Consider the following 17,561-nt stretch of genomic DNA (forward strand, 5'->3'; position numbering starts at 1 on the left):
GCTACCGCCGGCGCGGCGTCTCGGCGAGCATCGCGTGCGCCGCCGCCACCACCCGGGCCGCCGTCACGCCGGCCCGCTCCAGCAGGTCCTCGTGCTCGCCCGCGTACGGGAAGAACCGATCCGGCGCGCCGATCCGCCGGACCCGGGTGCCCCGTTCGGCGAGGCACTCGGCGACGGCCGAGCCCAGCCCGCCGGCCGCCCAGTGGTCCTCGACGGTGAGCACCGTGTCGTTGCCGGCCGCGGCGGTCAACGTCGCCACATCGAGGGGCTTGACCGTGTGCATGTCGAGCACCGTGGTGGCGACGCCGGAGGCGGTGAGCGCGTCGGCGGCCTGGAGCGCGAGCCGGACGGGACGGGGCCCGCAGCCGACGATGGTCACGTCTCCGCCGATCGGCCGCAGCACCTGGGCCCGGCCGAGCAGTGCCGGCGACGGGCGTGGCGGCAGCGGTGGGGTGCCCTCCCGCCCGAGCCGTAGGTAGCTCGGACCCGGGCCGTCGAGGCACTGCCGCAGCAGGCCGGCGGCGTCGTCCGCGTCGGCCGGCACGACGACACGCAGGTTCGGCAGGGTTCGCAGCACCGCGACGTCCTCCAGCGCGTGGTGGGTCGGGCCGAGGCTGCCGGCGGAGAGCCCGCCGTGGGTGGCCACGATGTGCACCGCGAGGTTGCCGAAGGCGACGTCGATCTTCACCGCCTCCAGGGCGCGGGTGGCGGCGAACGTCGCCATCGTGTGCACGACCGGGATACGGCCGGCCCGGGCCAGACCGGCCGCGGCGCCCAGCAGGTTCTGCTCGGCGATGCCCAGGTTGACGTACCGGTCGGCGGCGGCGCCGAAGTCCACCCGCGTGAACTGCCCGGTGTCGCTGTCCAGGCACACCAGGCGCTCGTCGGCGAGCATCAGCTCGGCCAGGAGCTGCGCGCACACCTCGCGGGCCGGTCGGGCCGCGGTGCCCGGGGCGCTCACGGCCGCGCCGCCCGTGTGTCCTGCTGCAGGGCCGCCATGGCCCGGGTGAGCTGGCGCTCCCCGAGCCGGGCGTAGTGGCTGTGCACCTGGTCCTCGACGTACGGCAGTCCTTTGCCCTTGACGGTGGTGGCGAGCACGACGGTCGGCCGTCCGGACTCCGCGGGCGCGGACAGCGCGGCGCGCAGCCGGTCGCGGTCGTGGCCGTCGACGGCACGCACCGTCCACCCGAAGCTCGCCCACTTCGCCGCGAGTGGCTCCAGCGCCAGCACCTCCTCGGTCGGTCCGGTGATCTGCAGGCCGTTGCGGTCGACGACGGCGACGAGCCGGTCGAGCCGGTGCGCGGCCGCCGCCATCGCCGCCTCCCACACCGAGCCCTCCTGCAACTCGCCGTCGCCGAGCACCACGAAGCAACGGCGCTCGGCCTCGTCGAGCCGCATCGCCAGGGCGTACCCGACGCCGAGTGGCAGCCCGTGGCCCAGCGCGCCGGTCGGAGCCTCGACTCCGGCGACGTCGGGGACCGGGTGCGCGAGCAGCGTGCCGCCGGGACGGCCGTACCCGGCGACCGCGGACTCGGGCAGGAAGCCGCACTCGGCGAGTACCGCGTACAGCCCGATCGCGCCGTGGCCCTTGCTCAGCACCATGATGTCCCGGTCCGGGTCGTCGAGGCGCTCCGGGTCGACCCGCATGACGTCCTGGTACAGCGTCAGCAGGATCTCCACCAGCGACATCGAGCCGCCGAGGTGCCCGCCGCGGGCGTGCCCGCACATCTGCACGATGCGCCGGCGCACCCGCGCGGCGGCGGTGTCGGCCCGTGGCGGCGTCACTACGCTCATCATCTGCTCCCGGTCGCCGGTGCGGTGGTGAGGCGCTCGACGGCCCAACGCAGGGTCGCGATCGCCCGGTGGTACTCGGCCAGTTCGAGGTGCTCGTCGGCGCTGTGGTCGAGCCTGCTGTCCCCGGGCCCGTAGCAGGCCATCGGCACGTTCCAGTACTCGGCCAGCGTGTTCATGTCGGAGGTCGCGGTCTTCACCTTGTAACCGACCGTGCCGCCCTGCGCGCGAACGCCGCCAACCAGGGCGCGCACCGCCGGATCACGCCGCTCGACCCGGCACGCCGGCACGCTGGCGCACACCTCCAGCCGCCCGGCCGGCAGCCGGCGGCGCAACTCGTCGACGAGCGCGTCGGCGTCGAACCCGAGCGGGGTGCGTACCGTGAACTCGGCCTCGGCCTCGGTCAGGTCGCCGCGCAGCGAGCACAGGGTCGTCGCCGGTCGGTCGAACGTTGTGTGCGCGTCGGGTGTGCCGGCGAGCGCGGTGAGCGTCTCCCAGGCGGCGGCGGCCAGCTCGACCGCCTTCGGCCCGGGGCGGGTCGGGTGGCCGGCCGGGCACGTCACCCGGTAGCGCAGGTCGAGCTTGCCCTTGTACCCCAGGACGACGGTCGACCAGCCGCTCGGCTCACCGACGACGAGCGCCGACGGTGGTGGGTGGCTGCTGCCGACCAGCCGGGCACCGCGGGAGCTGGGCAGTTCCTCCTCGACGGCGCCGACGACGACGACGCGGCCGCGCGCCCGGCTCGCCCCGGCGGCGGCGCTGATCATGGTGGCGAGGGGGCCCTTGGCGTCGACGGCGCCACGGCCGTACAGGCGGCCGTTCGCGACGCGCACGGGAAGCGTGTCGCCGGCGGTGTCGAGGTGGCCGAGGAGCATGACGGTGGGCCCGTCGCCGCGGTCGAGCTCGCCGACCGCGTTGCCGGCCGCGTCGACCCGCGCGGTGAAGCCGAGCGTCCGCATCCGCGCGACGACGAGGCGGGCCAGCCGTCCCTCGTCCCCGGACGGCGACGGGATCCGCACCATGTCCTGGAGCAGCCGTTCGGCGGCGTGCGGGGTCACGCCGGTACCGTCGTCCCGGTCAGGCGCACCCGTGTGCCCGCGCCGTCGAGGGCGGCCCGTACCGGTTGGTGGGCCCGCCCGTCGGCGATCATCACGCCTCCGACACCGGCGCGCAGCGCGTCCCGCGCGGCGAGCAGCTTCACCGTCGCGCCGCCGCCCACGCCCGCGGGCGGTCCACCGTCCGGAGTCAGCGTCACCACGTCGCGGACCGTCCGCTCGTCGGCCGGGTCGGCCAGCACCCCCGGCGCGGCGGTGAGCAGCAGCAGGCGTCGAGCGCCGAGGGCGACGGCGACGGCGGCCGCGGCCCGGTCGGCGTCGATGTTGACCGGCGCGCCGTCCAGCCCGAGGGCGGGCGGTGAGACCACCGGCACCGTGCCGGCGTCCAGCAGCGTACGCAGCAGTCCGGCGTGGACCGCCACGATCCGGCCGGTGTGGTTGTCGCGTACCAGCCGGGTCCGCCCGTCGATCACCGCCCGGTGCGGCCCGTGGCGGCGGGCGACGATGAGCCCGGCGTCCAGGCCGGTGAGTCCGACCGCCGGCGCCCCGGCGGCGGTCAGCGCGGCGACGAGGCGCGGTTTGACCGCACCCGCGAGGGCCAGCAGCACCACCTCGAGTGTGGCCGGGTCGGTGTAGCGGGCCGACGAGCCGTCCGGCGCGGTGATCCGGCGCTGCGCGACGCCCAGCCGGGCGGCGATCGCGTCGATCTGAGCGGAGCCGCCGTGGACCAGCACGACCCGCCGACCGGCCGCCCTGACCGCCGCGACGTCGGCGCAGACGGCGGCGGAGTCGACGGCGGCCGTGCCGCCGCACTTCACCACGATGATGTCCGACATCGGCCTCCTTCGGGGGCGGGCTGGACGGTTGGTCAGTTCGGGTGCAGGCCGGGGAAGTCCAGGCCACGCCGCTCGGGCAGGCCGAACCGGATGTTCATGCACTGCACGGCGTTGCCGGCACCGCCCTTGACGAGGTTGTCGAGCGCCGCGACGAGCACCGCCTCCCGGCCGCGCCCGCCGAGGGCGAAGCCGACATCGCAGAAGTTCGACCCGGCGAGGATCTTCGGCTCGGGCAGCCGGTACAGGCCGCGTCGCTGGGCGACGACCCGCACGAACGGCTCGTCGGCGTAGCGCAGCCGGTACGTGTCCCGCACGAGCCGTTCGTCCACGCCCTCCGCCAGCCGTACCCGGCACAGCACCTGCACGCCGCGCACCGCCTCCACCCCGGTCACCGACATGCCCACCTCGACGCCGGTCGCCTCGGCGATCTCCGCTTCGTGCCGGTGACCGGCAGGTGCGAACACCCGCATCGCGCCGGCCCGTTCGGCGTGCACGTTGCCTTCGCCGGGCCGCCCGCCGGAGCCGCTGGAGCCGGTGCGGGCGTCGACCCAGACCTGGCCGGCGACGAGCCCGGCCGCGGTGAGCGGTTGCAGCGCCAGGATCCCCGCCGTGGCCATGCAGCCGGGCACGCTGATCCGGTCGGCCTGCGTCAGCCGTTTGCGCTGCGTCTCTGGCAGGCCGGGCACGAAGGTGGGGAGCAGACGGGGCGCGGCGTGCGCGACGCCGTACCACCGCTCGTAGACCACGGGGTCGGCGAGGCGGAAGTCGCCGGAGAGGTCGACGAGCACGGCGCCGTGGTCGAGGAGGCCGGGCAGGACCGTCATGCCCGCCCGGTGACCGCCGGCGTGGAACAGCACGTCGCACGCGCCGAGTCGGTCCATGGCGCAGAACGTCAGGTCGGTCAGCGAGCGCAGGTTGGGGTGCGTGCCGTCGACCCGCCGCCCGGTCGAGCTCGCGGAGACGGCGGCGGTGACGGTCACGTCGGGGTGGCCTAGGAGCAGGCGCAGCAGTTCGCCGCCGATGTAGCCCGCGGCGCCGATGATCGCGGCGCGGATCACGCGCCGGCCCGCCGTCCGAGATAGTCGGCGATCCGCTCGGCGACGTCCACCCGGTCGCCGTGCGCGGCCTGGAACCCGGCGAACTCGACCCGGTGGTTGACCTCCAGCACGTACAGGCCGCCGGCGCGGTCCTCCAGCAGGTCCACGCCGGCGATCTCGGCCCCGACCGCCTCGGTGGCGGCGACGGCCAGTTCGCTGATCGGCGCGGTGAGCAGGCAGCGGACGCTGCTCGCGCCGGTCGCGACGTTGGCCCGCCACCCCTCGGCGCGACGCCAGGTGACGCCGACGGCCTGGTCGCCGACGACGATCACCCGCAGGTCGCGGCGCACCGTCGTGATCTGCTCCTGGAGGTACACCACGTGCGAGCGCGGCGAGGGCAGCGCGGCGACGTGCTCCAGCACCGTCTCTGCCGCGTCCCGGCAGGTCAGCCGGCCGACGAGGCGACCCCAGGACCCGACGAGCGGCTTGATGACGGCCGGATAGCCCAGTTCGTCGAGGGCGTCGAGCGCCGCCTGCGGGGTCAACGCCAGCGCGGTGCGGGGCGTGGGCAGGCCCCGCGCGCGCAGCGCCAGCGAGGTGCGCCACTTGTCGCCGCAGGTGCCGACGGCGGCGGCGCTGTTGACGCCGACGACGCCACACGCTTCCAGCGCCTCGGCGGCGTACTCGGCCCGGGTCTGGCTGATCTCGCGGTTGAGGGCGAACGAGTACGGCGGTCCCGGCCCGTCGGTGTTGAACCTCAGCCGGCGCGGGTCCACCCGGGTGTAGGCGAGGTCCCGCCGGGACAGGGCCGCCATGATCTGCTTCTCCTCGACGCGGATGGTGGAGGCCAGCAGCGCCACCGTCGGCGCGTTCACAGCCGCTCACCCGCCGGTCGGATCCGGTGCCGGCGCAGCTCGCGGTACACCGGCTCGTGGTGGGCCAGGTAGCCGGCCAGATGTGGCACGGCGTCGAGGTCCACGGCATGGCTGGGCGGCCGGCGGGTGAGCGCGGTGCTCCGCGCGACGTCGGCGTGCCAGCGGCGGGTCGCCTGCCACTCCGGCCGGTCGCCCGCCGGCCACGTCATCGCCTCGGGCAGGAACCGCAGCCCGAGCAGGGCGCAGAATCGCGCCACCGTTGTCTCGGGCGCGGCGACGAGGTCCTCGGCGTCGATGACCGGGGGTGTCGTTCCGGTCAGCGAGCGCACCCGCTCGAACAGCTCCCGCAGGTGCGTGAAGCCGATCTGCTCGGACCGCACCCGGGGGTTCACGGCGTAGTACGACGGGATGGTCTCGGCCGGGCGGCGGATCAGGAACGCGCTGCGGGCCAGGCCGCCCAGGAACGCCTCGTCGGCGAGGACCGCCGGGTAGCGGGCGTCGGTGGTGTCCTTGACGAAGACGGGCGCCCGGTCGGCCAACTCGCGCAGGGCCGCGACGACGCCGGCCTCGTCGTGCGCGATGCGGCCGCCGACGTCGGCCGCGCCGTGCTCGGCCAGGGTGGAGAACGGCTCGTGGACGGCGATGTGGTCGCCGCGTTGCAGCATCATCCGGAAGAACGCGGTCGAGCGCGAGCGCGGGACGCTCCACAGCACGATGACGGTCCCGGTCACGCCGCCACCCGGTCCCCGCCGTGCTGGGCGCGGGCCAGCACCGCCAGCGTCGCGCGGTGCTCCCACACCTTCTCCAGCGCGTCGGCGACGCGATCCAGCAACGGACCCGCGTCCGGGTGCAGGTGGACCCGTTGCAGCACGAAGGAGTCGGCGACGACCGCCTCGGTCACCGGGGCGTCGCCGCGGCGACAGGCCGGCCCGCCGTCGGCGAAGAGCGGTTGCCGCGACAGGGGCATGCTCTGGTAGCGCGAGGCCGGCACCCCTTCGCCCCGTAGCACCCGGCAGATCGCCGCCCGCAGGGCACCGCCGGCGGTCTCCGGCAGGTCGAACGCGGCCGGGCGCAGCCGGAAGCGCAGGATGTGCCAGCCGTGCTCGCGGTCGTCCGGCGCCGTCGGCGCGACGAGCCCGGGGATGGCCGCGGTCCGGTCGAGGAACGCCCGTACGTTACGGTCCCGCGCCAGCGCCCACTCGTCGAGGTGGGCGAGCTGGGCGCGGGTGAACGCCGCCTGAATAGCGTTGATCTTGCCGTTCCAGCCGGCGATCTCCGACCGGTAGGGCCGGTCGCCGCGCGCGGGCAGCCGCTCGCCGAACTGACGCAGCAGTGCCGCACGCCCGGCCAGCCGGGCGTCGTCGGTTGTGACCAGGCCGCCCTCGCCGCACGTCGGCAGGTTCTTCGAGGCGTTGAGGCTGAACGCCGCCAGGTCACCGAGCGAGCCGGTGCAACGGCCGCGGTACGCGACGCCGTGTGCCTGCGCCGCGTCCTCGACGACCGCGAGGCGGTGCCGCGCGGCGACGGCGCCGATCTCGTCCATGTCGGCGGGCAGGCCGTGCAGGTGCACCGGCACCACCGCGGCCGTGCGGTCCGACAGCGCGGTTCGCAGGGCGTCCGGGTCGAGGTTGAACGAGACCGGGTCGATGTCGGCGAAGACCGGTACGGCACCGAGGTGCACGACGGCGAGCGCGGTGCCGACGAAGCTCAGCGCCGGCACGACCACCTCGTCGCCGGGCCCGACGCCGGCGGCGGCGAGCGCGATCGACAGCCCGATGGTGCCGTTGGCGACGGCCACACAGTGTCCGACACCGACCCGGTCCGCCCACTCCCGCTCCAGCGCCGGGATCTCCTGCTCGCCGCCCGCGGCGACGGTGAACCGCCCCGAGTCGACGACGCCGAGCACGGCCGCGCGTTCCGCGTCGGTGACGATCGGCCACCGCGGCGCGGTCGTGCCCTCGGGGACGGCTCGCGTCCCGCCGAGCACCGCAAGCTTGGACATGGCGTGTTCCCCGCTCCTCGTCGCCTACTCGCCCCAGTCCTCCTCGACCTCGGGGGCTCTGCCGAGCACCACGGGATCGGTGGACAGCACTTCGAGCTCGCTGCGGCACTCGGCGCACTCGACGATCTCGTTGAGCACCGGCGTGTCGAGCGACACGCGGGCTTCGCAGTCGGGGCAGGCCACAGTGGACACCTGATTCTCCTCGCGAGCGTCGTCGGGCGGGATGTGGCCTCTGTCTACCGTGGCTGTCCTGGCCCGACAAGCGATCGACGTCCCGCCGGCGAGACATCGCCGGCGCGCCCCGATCCGTCTTGCCCGCCCGTCGCGGGGGCCACCAGACTCGGCGGGGCACGTCCGCCGGACGGCCGGACCGACAGAAGGAGCAGCAGTGTGGTCAACATCGTGCGAACCTTGACGCGCAGCGCCTTGGCCCTGTCTCTGGTGGTCACCGTGGCGGCCGTCGCGGTCCCGTCGCGGGCCGAGCCGGCCTCGGCCGCGGGCGCCGACGTGGTGCCGAGCTGCGCGGCGCCGGTCACGTCCGGACAGTTCCGGTGCTTCGCGCTCAAGCGCACCGGGGTACGGCACGGGAAGCCGTCCGGTCGTCCGGAGCGGCCCGAAGGGCTCGGCCCCGCCGACCTGCGCTCCGCCTACCGCCTGCCGTTCAGCCGGACCAACGCCACGATCGCGGTCGTGGTCGCCTACGACAACCCGGCCGCGGAGGCCGATCTGCAGGTGTACCGCTCGACGTACGGCCTACCGCCGTGCACCAGCGCGAACGGCTGCTTCCGCAAGGTCAACCAGCGGGGCGACGCCGCCCCGCTGCCGGCGCCGGATCCGGCCTGGGCGGGGGAGAGCAGCCTCGACCTGGACATGGTGTCGGCCGTGTGCCCGTCGTGCCGGATTCTGCTGGTCGAAGCCGACGACGCCTCGCTGAACCTGCTCGAAGGGGTGTCCACGGCCGTCGCGCTCGGCGCGTCGTACGTGTCGATGAGCTGGGGCCTGCCGGAGCAGGAGCTGGAGCTCACGGTCGACCCGTTGTTCTTCTCGGCACCGGGCGTGGTCTTCACGGCGGCCAGCGGTGACAGCGGCGCGGCCGGGGGGCCGGTCTATCCGGCGTCCTCGGCGGGGGTCGTCGCGGTCGGCGGCACCTCGCTGCGCAGGGCGTGGAACTGGCGGGGCTGGACCGAGTCGGCATGGTCCGGCTCGGGCGGCGGCTGCTCGGCCTACATCGCGAAGCCGGCCTTCCAGCACCGGGTGCGGGCCTGCGCGACGCGGGCCACGGCCGACGTCGCCGCGGTCGGTGACCCCGCGACGGGCGTCGCGGTGTACCAGACGTACGGCGACGTGGGTTGGGGGATCGACGGCGGCACGAGCGCCGGGGCCCCGATCATCGCGGCGGTGTACGCCCTGGCCGGCGCGGCCGGTGGGCAGGGCGCTCCGGCTGGCTACCCCTACGCGGCCCGTCGTGGCCTGTTCGACGTCACCAGCGGTTCCACCGGCACCTGCACGCCGCGTGTCCTGTGCACCGGCTCGCGGGGCTGGGACGCGCCGACGGGCCTTGGCACGCCCAACGGCGTATCGGCGTTCGCCCCGCCACGATGACTCGCGTGCCGGCCGGCTCCCATTTCGGGGGCCGGTCGGCACGCGGCGGGAGCACCTCTACGACGAGGCGCGGGCCGTCACTGACGAAGGGCCTGGCGCTGCTGGACAGCCGGGCCGGCCGGCCCGACCACGCGCTGCGGCGCGTCGACGACGGGCTGGCCCGGTTGACGGCCGCGCTCGGCCCCGGGGAGCGCCCGCAGGACCTGGCCCGACTGCGCCACAACCGGGCGCGGGGCTGACGGTCGGGAAGGCCCCTCAGGGGCGCGGGGTCCGATCCGACTCCCCTCACCGGGCCAGGTACGGGTGACCCTCGCGGAGGTCCATCTCGCCGGCCAGCCGATCGGCGCGGCGATGCAACTCACGCGCGCCCACGCGATCGTCCGCCGACTCGCGGAGACGTGCCAGTAAGCGCACGGCGTGCGTCTCGATCACCCGGTAACCCGCCTCGACGGCGATGCGCAGCGCGGCCTCGGCATCCGTGCGAGCAGCGTCGGGGTCTCCGGCAGCCAGACATGCTGCGGCCAGCCCCACCAGCGCGTTGGCCTCGCACCAGACAAATCGCGTCCGGCGGGCCAGGTGGAGGGCCTGGTCGAACTCCTGCGCCGACTCCGCCAGCAGGCCGGCGGCGAGCAGCACCCGGCCGAGCGCCTCGCGGGCCCACGCCTCGGTGCCGAGGTCGCCGATCTCGCGGGTCAGTGTCACCGCGTGCTCCGCATCGGCGCCGGCTGCTGCTGCCCGGCCGGTGGTGGACCACAACAACGCGCGGCCGCTCAGCGCGGTGGCCTCCCCGTACCGGTAGTTCAGGTCTCGGTTGGCGCTCAACGCCCGGTCGTACAGTCGTTCGGCCTGTTCGTGGTCTCCCCGGTCACGGCATATGCCGGCGAGGTCCACCAGGAGCACCGCTTCGTTGTAGTGGGCCTTGTTCTGTCGCGCGCGGCTCAGCGCGGCCCGGATGTTCCGGTCGGCTTCGGCCAGCGCGCCGAGTTGCCAGTGGGCGAAGCCGAGGTTGGCCAGGGGCATGGTCTCTCCGCCCTCGCTGCCGTGTTGCCGATTGAGCGTCAGGGAGTTGCGGGCGCAGTCGATGGCGGCTCTCGGGTCGCCCAGGCGCTGGTGCACCGCGCTGAGGTTGTTCAGCAGGCCGATCCGGCCCTCGGGCCAGTCATCCGCGGAGCTGACCCGCAGGCCGGCGAGGAGGTGTTCGCGGGCGTCTTCGTAGTGGCCGGAGGTGACCTGGGCGAGAGCGATGCTCAGGTGCATGATCGCCTCTGCCCTGACGTCGTGTTCGGCCTCGGCCGCGGTCAGCCCCGCGGTCGCCGCGGCCAACCACTCGGTGCGTCGCCCCCGTTGGTGGAACCACGAGCGGAGGGCGTCGGCGAGCTGCCACGCGTAGCGTGGTTGCCCTTGCTCGGCGGCGTGCTGGATCGCCGCCATCAGGTTGGTCGCTTCCGCGTCGAGCCAACCGAGCGCCGCATCGACGTCGGCGAAGGGATCCTCCGGGACCGGTCGCGGCAGCCGTACGAAGTGGGGGATGACTCGTCGGCCGGCCGCGTCGGCCGTGCTCAGATAGTGGCTGAGCAGGCGCTCACGTGCGTCGTGGCGTGCGCGGTCGTCCTCCTCGGCGAGGAGCCTGTCGACCGCGTAGCGACGGAGCAGGTCATGGAACCGATACCGGCCGCTGGCCCGCTGCTCGACGAGGTGCGCCGCGGCCAGCGCGCGCAGGGTCCTCCCCGCAGTGCCGGACGCTGCCGGGTCGAGCGCGGCGGCGACGTCGTCGGTGAAGCTGACCCCGGGTACGAGCCCGAGACGTCGGAAGAGCCTTCGCGCCGCCGTCGGCATCGCCAGGTAGGACAGCGCGAAAGTCCTCGTCACCGCGACGTCGTCCGCGCCGTTCAGCGTGAGACCGGTCAGCGGATCGCCGTCGGTCAGCTCCCGTGTCAGTCCGGCAATGCCCGACTCGCCACTGACCTGCAGGTTCGCCGCGGCGATGCGCAGGGCCAGGGGGAGGTGCCCGCAGAGTTGCGCGAGGCGCGCCGCCGCGGCGGCCTCCGCGTGCACAGCGTCGTCGCCGAGCATCACGGCCAGGAGCTGAGCGGACTCCGTGGGGTCGAGCGTGTTCAGCAGCAGGGACCGGGCGCCGGTCCGCACCACCAACTCGCCGAGGTGGTGACGGCTGGTGATCAGGACGGTTCCGCCGGAGGGGAGCAGCGGCAACACCTGCCGAGCGTCACGGGCGTTGTCCAGCACCAGGAGGATCCTCAGACCGGCCATCCTCGATCGGAACAGCGTGGCTCGCGCGTCCTCGTCGTCCGGCACGTTGCGGAGGTCCACGCCGAGTCCGCCCAACAACTGGCCCAGCGCGGCCGAGGGTGTCACCGGCGACCGCTCGATGTCGAAGCCTCGTAGGTCGATGAACAACTGTCCGTCGGGAAAGGTGTGGCGGGCCCGGTGCGCCCAGTGCACCGCCAGCGCCGTCTTTCCCACCCCGGGGATGCCCCTGAGGATCCAGATCGTCGGGGCGGTGGATCCACTCGTGGCGCGATCGAGTTGCGTCAGCTCGACCACTCGTCCGGTGAATCCGGACACGTCCGGGGGCAGCTCGGCGGGAGGGGACGGGGTAGGGGGACCGGGTGACGGGGCCCGCTCGGCGCGGAGTGCCGGATCGCCCTGCAGGATGAGCTGGTGCAGCCGGGTCAGGTCGGTGGCCGGATCGAGGCCGAGCTCGTCGGCGAGTCGGGTCTGGTGGTGCCGGTAGACCTCCAGTGCCCGGTCCGGTCGGCCCTCGCGATACAGGGCGAGCATGAGCTGGCCGGTGAGCCGCTGCCGGTAGGGATGCCGGGCGACCTCGCCGGCCAGATCCCGTACCACTCTCCTGGTCTGGCCGAGCCTCAGCAGCGCCTCCGCTCGGTCCTCGACGGCCGTCGATCTCGCCTCCAGCAGGGTGGCGCAGAGCCGGTGGCGCACCTCGTCGTCGACCACATCCAGGAGAGGCTCGTCGCGCCACAGTGCGAGCGCCTGGTCCAGCACCCCGACGACGGTGTCGTCGTCAGGCGAGTCGCTGACCTGCTGAACGAGTGCGGAGAAGCGGTGCACGTCCGTGAGCATCGGTTCCACCTGCAGCCGATAGGCGTCTCGCTCGCCGACGAGATGTGCCGGCGCGCCGATCCGGCGGAGCGTCGCCCGTAGTCGCGAGACCATGGCCTGTAGCGCGGCCCGGGCGCTCGGCGGAGGCGCCTGCGCCCAGATCAGGTCGATCAGTCGCTCCACCGGTACCGGTCGGTTCGCGTCGAGGATGAGGACCGCGAGGATCAGGCGAGGCTGCCGTCCGCCGACGACCGTGACCACGTCGTCCGAGTGGATCTCCACCGGACCCAGCACTCGAAACTCCATGTGCTCATCCCCTCGCTGTCCGTCGAGACCGCGCCGGCCGGGGCGCCCTGCATGGTGTTTGCAAGATCGCTGCAGGGGCTGCGGGCAATTATCGCTGCGTCCCCTGCCGATCAGCGGGGTGGGGAGCGCACGGGGGAGGCGTGCGCTTCCCCGCGCGGCCAGCACGGGGTGGCTGCGCGCACGTGACGGCTCGCCCGAGGGCGGATGCCGGCCGTGCCGTGAATCGAGGAGAGGACGACGGCGTCTCCGTCACCGACGCCTCCCCACCGGGCCGGTCGTGACGCTGAGACGGTGGGTGGACGATCACGCCGTGTGCCCGGGCGCAGTCGCCGCCTGCGCGGCGGCGTCGGTACCTGCCGGTCATTGAACAGAGGGAGCGAGATGAGAAAAGCCCTGGCCATGCTCAGCGCGACAGTCGTGCTGGCAGCGGCCGCATCGACCGGTGGCGCCGTGCAGGCGGCGCCCCGTACCGATCCGGCTCCGGTCGCCGGCCGTGCGGTCGGGGCCGTCGCGCCGCCGCGTACCGAACCGGGTGTCACCACCCCGCCGATCCCGCGACCCAAGCCGTTCAAGGAGGCGCCGCCCGGCCCCGCCACGCACCGGACGGCCGCGCCGCCCGACTTCGGCCCCGGCGAACGCGTTCTCTCGGCCTACCACCGGGGGAAGCTCTCCCGCGCCGACGCGGTCCGCTACGGACTGGGCGCGCTGCGCTCGCCCCGGTCGGTGCCGGCGCACCTTCGACCGACCGGGCCCATCCGCGACCCGCAGCGATATCTGACGTACCTGTCGATGCTCGCGGCGACCGCCGAGCCGGAGGCGGCGGCGCCGATCGCTCCGGACGCCCCCGCGCCCGCCGTCGCCCCGACGACGGCCGGTTACGACGACTGCGCCGCCGATCCGTACGACTACCTCGGAGTCACCTACCGGTGCCGGGCATCGGCCGGCGAGTTCCTCATCCTCTACAACGTCGCCGGTGGAGGCCGGCCGGGTGTCCCGGCGGACGCCAACCCGAACGGACGGGCGAAGGCGGTCCAGCACATGCTGAACTCACTCTCGGTCGCCGTCGACGAGTACCGGGAGATGGGCTATCCGCTGCCGGTGCGGGACGGCAAGCCGTGGGTGCTGGTCTACGGCGTCGACGAGATTCCGCTCGTCGGCGGGGCCGGCCTGCCGATCGACGCGCCCTTCGTGCTGCCGTTCGGCTTGAACCAACAGGCGACCATGCTGGTTCCGAACGGGCAGGACGACTGGGACTACCTGCCACGGCACGAACTGTTCCACGTCATGCAGTACCAGTACTGGGACCGGTCCGACGTCGGCTTGGACTACCTCGCCAACTTCGTGGGCGGCAAGGAGTTCGGGTCGATGAACTGGTGGATGGAGGCCACCGCCGAGTGGGCCACCCGCCAGACCTACGCCCGGGCGCCGTACGTGCCCATCCCCGGCGAGGAGAAGCTGTACGCCCGCAACGTCTACGACGTGCTCAGCAAGCCCGGGGCGGCGCTCAACTCCTGGGGCGGGCTGGGTGGCGGCCCGCAGTACGGCGCGTTCCTGCTGCCGACCTACCTCACCGAACAGGTCGACCCGTCCTTCGTGCGACGCACGTGGGAGAGCGTCCGGGACCACGACCATCTGCCGATCGAGGCGATCCGGCACACCGCCGAGGGCTATGGCCTGAACGTCACGGACCTGCTGCTGGGCTACCACATCGCCAACTATCGGCTGGCCAAGGCGAACGCCGCTCCCGCCCCGACGGTGGACGCCTGGCGCGGCTACGGCTATTCCGACGCCGACGCGAGCCTGTGGCGCGGCAATCTCGTCGGCGGAAGCGGGACGAGCGGCGACGCCCTCGGGGGTGCGAGGCCGGCCCGCAAGAGTCACTCGACGGCCGCCGGCACCCAGGCGGAGTACCAGGACATCCTGCGCAAGGGCGGTGCCGTCTACCACGACTTCCGCGCGGTCAAGAACTCCGGTGACGCGAGCTGCGGCTACTGCTCGACCCTGCTGGTGGACACCACGAAGGACACCAACCGCAGATCGGCCGTCATCGTCTGGTCGCCGACGGGGAGCACCGGCACGCTGGCCAAGTACCCGAGCATCCACACCGTGCGCCACCCCGACGCGGGCGGACTGATCACGGTGCCGGACTTCGCCTACCCGATGGTGGCCACCCTCGTGACCACCTGGACCGAACTGGACATCCACTCGGCGGACGCGGACGGCAGCCCCAGGACGTTCACCACGAATGTGGAGAGCGTGCTGCCGCTGACCGGCCGCTCGTGCGTGCTGCGCCCCCTCTCGGTCCGCGGCGTCGAGACCACCGTCGAGCCGGAGGGCACGTTCAACAGGTACGCCGCCGGCACGCCGGACGGCTGGACGGGCGGCGACTCGACGTACTCGGTGAAGCTGCCGGACGGCCGGATCGTCTGGCTGTTCTCCGACACCTGGATGGGCCCGCTCAACAGCAACGGCACCCGTCCGGTGAGCGCCCCCCTGGTCAACAACACCTTCGTGGTGCAGAACGGCGGCAGCCTCACCACCTACCAGGGCGGCACCGCCGGATCACCCCGGGCGTTGATGCCGCCGTCCGGGCCCGGCAAGTGGTACTGGGTCGGGGACGGTCACCTCTCGGGCGGACAACTGCAGGTGGTGTATCAGGAGTACGAGCGCTTCGGTTCCGGCGCCTGGGACTGGCGGTTCAACCGCAACGTGGTCGCCAACTTCGCCCTGTCCAACCTGCGGACCCCGGTCAGCGTCCGGGAGTTGCCCTCGGCCAGCGGGGTCGCCTGGGGCTCGGCGCTGCTGCCGGCCAGCCGCAGCGGCGACGGCTACACCTACGTCTACGGCGTCGACGACTCCCCGATCAACAAGCAGATGCGCATCGCCCGGGTGTACGGCAGCGACCTCGCCACCGGTACCTGGCAGTACCACACGCCGTGGGGCTGGACGCTCCGCGAGCAGAACTCCCGCAACCTGCTGACCGGAATCGCCAACGAGTACAGCGTCACTCCGTGGGGCGGGCAGTTCCTGCTGCTCAGCCAGGACAGCACCGAGGCGTTCAGCGGGCAGATCAACGCGTGGACGTCCTGCTCACCGTACGGTCCGTTCACCCAGAAGACACCCGTGTACCGCATGCCGGAACCCGGGCCGTACGGCAGCTACTGGAATCCGAACGTGATCTCGTACAACGCCCACGTCCACGCGGCTCTCAGCTCCGGTGACACGTTCGTCGCGTCCTACAACGTCAACAGCATGGACACCCGCGTCTCCCCGGACGCGGACCACTACCGCGACCCCGGCATCTACCGCCCGCGCTTCATCCGATTCACCCTCGGGTGAGGCCGAGGCGCGGCGTCCCGTCCCGGCCCACCTCGGACCGGGACGGGACGCCGCGTCGAGGGCACTGCTCAGCCGGTGCGCCACTTCTGGTTGGCGGTGCCGGCGCACTCCCAGAGGATCAACCGTGCGCCGTCGTTGCCGTTCCAGTCCTTGATGTCGACGCACTTGTTGGCCTGCGGGTTGACCAGGTCGCCGGCGGCGGAGAGCACGAACTGCTGCGCGGCGTTGCCGCTGCAGGTGGCGATCTGGATGACCGCGCCGTTGTCCCGGGAACCCCAGGCCACATCCATGCACATGTTGTTCTGCGTGCGCAGGCTGCCGCCGGTGAAGGTCCAGCCCTGTGCCGCCGTGCCGTTGCAGGTCCAGGTCTGCAGGGGAACGCCGTCGGAGAAGTTCGAGCTCGGCACGTCGATGCACTTGTTGTTCCAGTTGCTGATGATCCGGGTTCCGGTGCCGCCCCCGCCGGTGGTGACCAGGTTCAGCCCGTAGGCGCCGAGGATCTCGTTGGCCGGCTGGAACCACATGGTGCCGCCGGTGGTGCAGTTGCCCGATCCGCCGGAGGTCACCCCCTGGGCCTGGTCGCCGGAGAGCCAGGCGCCGCCGGAGTCGCCTCCCTCGGCGCAGGCGTTGCTGCGGCTGAGTCCGTAGACCGCTCCCTGGGCATAGTTGACCGTCTCCTCCCGACCCAGGAGGGTGCCGCAGCGCCAGCCGGTCGTCCGTCCCGACCGGCACACCGAGCTGCCGATCACCGCGTCCCGGGAGCCGGCGACGGGAGCGTTGCCCCCGGCGTAGTTGTTCACCCAGGGGCGCGGCGTCCAGTCCGCGTTGATGCGGACCCAGGCGTAGTCGTTGCCCGGGAACGACGAGCCGGCGAACGTGCCCTGCGCCACGTTGTTGAACCCACGGGTGGGGCTGCCGGAGGCCCCGCAGTGTCCGGCGGTGACGAAGCCGCCGGCGACGGCGAAGCCCACCGAGCAGAGCACGTTGCCGTTGATGACGAACTGGTCTCCGCCGCGGATGTCGTACAGGGGGCGCGGCGCGTCGGGAGCCGTCGTGTAGCGGACGAGCCCGGCGGCGAGGCCACTGCCGCCGACGAACGAGCGGGCCGCGCGCTCCTGGCCCGGCGCGACCCGCACCACGACCTGGTTGGCGGCGGCGTCCACGTGCCAGCTCCGCACGGCGGTGCCGGGTGGACGGCTGCGTGCGCGCCGATCCAGTGCGGCGCGGGCCGAGGTGAGAGTGGTGAGCGTCCGGGGGACGAGCCGGGGCCGGGCGCCCTCGGCCCGCACCGTGGCGGCGGCAGACGTATCGGTGACGGCAACGGTGAGCGGGCCGCCGGCGTCGAGCCACGAGCCTGCGTATCGGTTGCCGAGGCGGGAGCGCAGGCGTCGGTCGACCACCGCCGCGGCGGCCTCGGTCGTGAGGCGGGCGGTGAGTTGGTCGTCGGTCAGGTGCAGATCGCGGCGCATCGCCGCGGCCATACCGGTTGGGAGGGCGGACGTCTGTGCCTCGACTCGTGGGGCGGTGGGAGCCGGCGGTGCCGTGGCGGCCGAGGTCGGCAGCGCGAGCGTCGCGGCGGTGAGCAGCGCCAATATCCTGGTCATCGAACTCCTTCCGATGGGTGTAGCGGTCGGGAG

The 17,561-nt window shown here is 73.5% G+C and carries 14 protein-coding genes; 3 read left to right on the top strand and 11 right to left on the bottom strand.

Annotated elements, in window-relative coordinates:
• Position 1: 1 nt before the first annotated feature.
• From H1D33_RS04970 to lysW, 9 genes are read right to left on the bottom strand one after another with little or no spacing between them, the layout of a single operon-like run.
• Positions 2-961: a transketolase family protein gene (locus H1D33_RS04970; protein ID WP_246411667.1), complete on the bottom strand. Its 960-nt coding sequence runs from the start codon at positions 959-961 to the stop codon at positions 2-4.
• Positions 958-1,794: a transketolase gene (locus tag H1D33_RS04975; protein ID WP_181569183.1), complete on the bottom strand. Its 837-nt coding sequence runs from the start codon at positions 1,792-1,794 to the stop codon at positions 958-960. Before H1D33_RS04975 ends, H1D33_RS04970 begins: the two co-directional genes overlap by 4 nt.
• Positions 1,794-2,849, bottom strand: a complete 1,056-nt coding sequence (locus tag H1D33_RS04980; RefSeq protein ID WP_246411665.1) for a M20/M25/M40 family metallo-hydrolase — start codon at positions 2,847-2,849, stop codon at positions 1,794-1,796. Before H1D33_RS04980 ends, H1D33_RS04975 begins: the two co-directional genes overlap by 1 nt.
• Positions 2,846-3,682, bottom strand: coding sequence for a [LysW]-aminoadipate kinase (locus tag H1D33_RS04985; RefSeq protein WP_181569182.1), 837 nt, complete (start codon positions 3,680-3,682; stop codon positions 2,846-2,848). The genes H1D33_RS04980 and H1D33_RS04985 overlap by 4 nt, the downstream gene beginning before the upstream one ends.
• Before the next feature lie 32 nt (positions 3,683-3,714).
• Complete coding sequence (gene argC, locus H1D33_RS04990) at positions 3,715-4,740, bottom strand: N-acetyl-gamma-glutamyl-phosphate reductase (RefSeq protein WP_181569181.1); 1,026 nt, start codon at positions 4,738-4,740, stop codon at positions 3,715-3,717.
• A complete protein-coding gene (locus H1D33_RS04995) occupies positions 4,737-5,594 on the bottom strand; it encodes a RimK family alpha-L-glutamate ligase (protein WP_181569180.1) in 858 nt (285 codons plus the stop codon). The genes argC and H1D33_RS04995 overlap by 4 nt, the downstream gene beginning before the upstream one ends.
• Entirely contained in the window at positions 5,591-6,325 is a 735-nt protein-coding gene (locus H1D33_RS05000) for a sulfotransferase-like domain-containing protein (protein WP_181569179.1), read from the bottom strand. The genes H1D33_RS04995 and H1D33_RS05000 overlap by 4 nt, the downstream gene beginning before the upstream one ends.
• Positions 6,322-7,596: a DegT/DnrJ/EryC1/StrS family aminotransferase gene (locus H1D33_RS05005; RefSeq protein ID WP_181569178.1), complete on the bottom strand. Its 1,275-nt coding sequence runs from the start codon at positions 7,594-7,596 to the stop codon at positions 6,322-6,324. The genes H1D33_RS05000 and H1D33_RS05005 overlap by 4 nt, the downstream gene beginning before the upstream one ends.
• A gap of 24 nt (positions 7,597-7,620) precedes the next feature.
• Complete coding sequence (lysW, locus tag H1D33_RS05010; protein WP_181569177.1) at positions 7,621-7,788, bottom strand: lysine biosynthesis protein LysW; 168 nt, start codon at positions 7,786-7,788, stop codon at positions 7,621-7,623.
• 219 nt (positions 7,789-8,007) lie between these two features.
• On the opposite strand from lysW, the gene H1D33_RS05015 reads away from it, so the two are divergent.
• Together H1D33_RS05015 and H1D33_RS05020 are read left to right on the top strand one after the other, a co-directional pair.
• Positions 8,008-9,198 carry a S53 family peptidase gene (locus H1D33_RS05015; protein WP_246411663.1) on the top strand — a complete coding sequence of 397 codons (1,191 nt, stop codon included), beginning with the start codon at positions 8,008-8,010 and terminating at the stop codon, positions 9,196-9,198.
• Between the two features lie 5 nt (positions 9,199-9,203).
• On the top strand, positions 9,204-9,437 hold the full coding sequence (locus H1D33_RS05020; RefSeq protein ID WP_181569175.1) for a hypothetical protein: 234 nt from the start codon (positions 9,204-9,206) through the stop codon (positions 9,435-9,437).
• A gap of 46 nt (positions 9,438-9,483) precedes the next feature.
• Here the strand turns inward: H1D33_RS05020 and H1D33_RS05025 are convergent, their stop codons facing one another.
• Positions 9,484-12,585 (bottom strand): AfsR/SARP family transcriptional regulator, encoded by a 3,102-nt coding sequence (locus H1D33_RS05025; RefSeq protein ID WP_181569174.1) that lies wholly within the window; start codon positions 12,583-12,585, stop codon positions 9,484-9,486.
• A gap of 381 nt (positions 12,586-12,966) precedes the next feature.
• Here H1D33_RS05025 and H1D33_RS05030 point away from each other — a divergent pair, with 381 nt between their 5' ends.
• Entirely contained in the window at positions 12,967-15,924 is a 2,958-nt protein-coding gene (locus H1D33_RS05030; protein WP_181569173.1) for a hypothetical protein, read from the top strand.
• 68 nt (positions 15,925-15,992) lie between these two features.
• Here the strand turns inward: H1D33_RS05030 and H1D33_RS05035 are convergent, their stop codons facing one another.
• Positions 15,993-17,528 carry a ricin-type beta-trefoil lectin domain protein gene (locus H1D33_RS05035; protein WP_181569172.1) on the bottom strand — a complete coding sequence of 512 codons (1,536 nt, stop codon included), beginning with the start codon at positions 17,526-17,528 and terminating at the stop codon, positions 15,993-15,995.
• Between the last annotated feature and the right edge of the window lie 33 nt (positions 17,529-17,561).

The sequence above is a fragment of the Micromonospora ferruginea genome (assembly GCF_013694245.2).
GTDB lineage: Bacteria > Actinomycetota > Actinomycetes > Mycobacteriales > Micromonosporaceae > Micromonospora > Micromonospora robiginosa.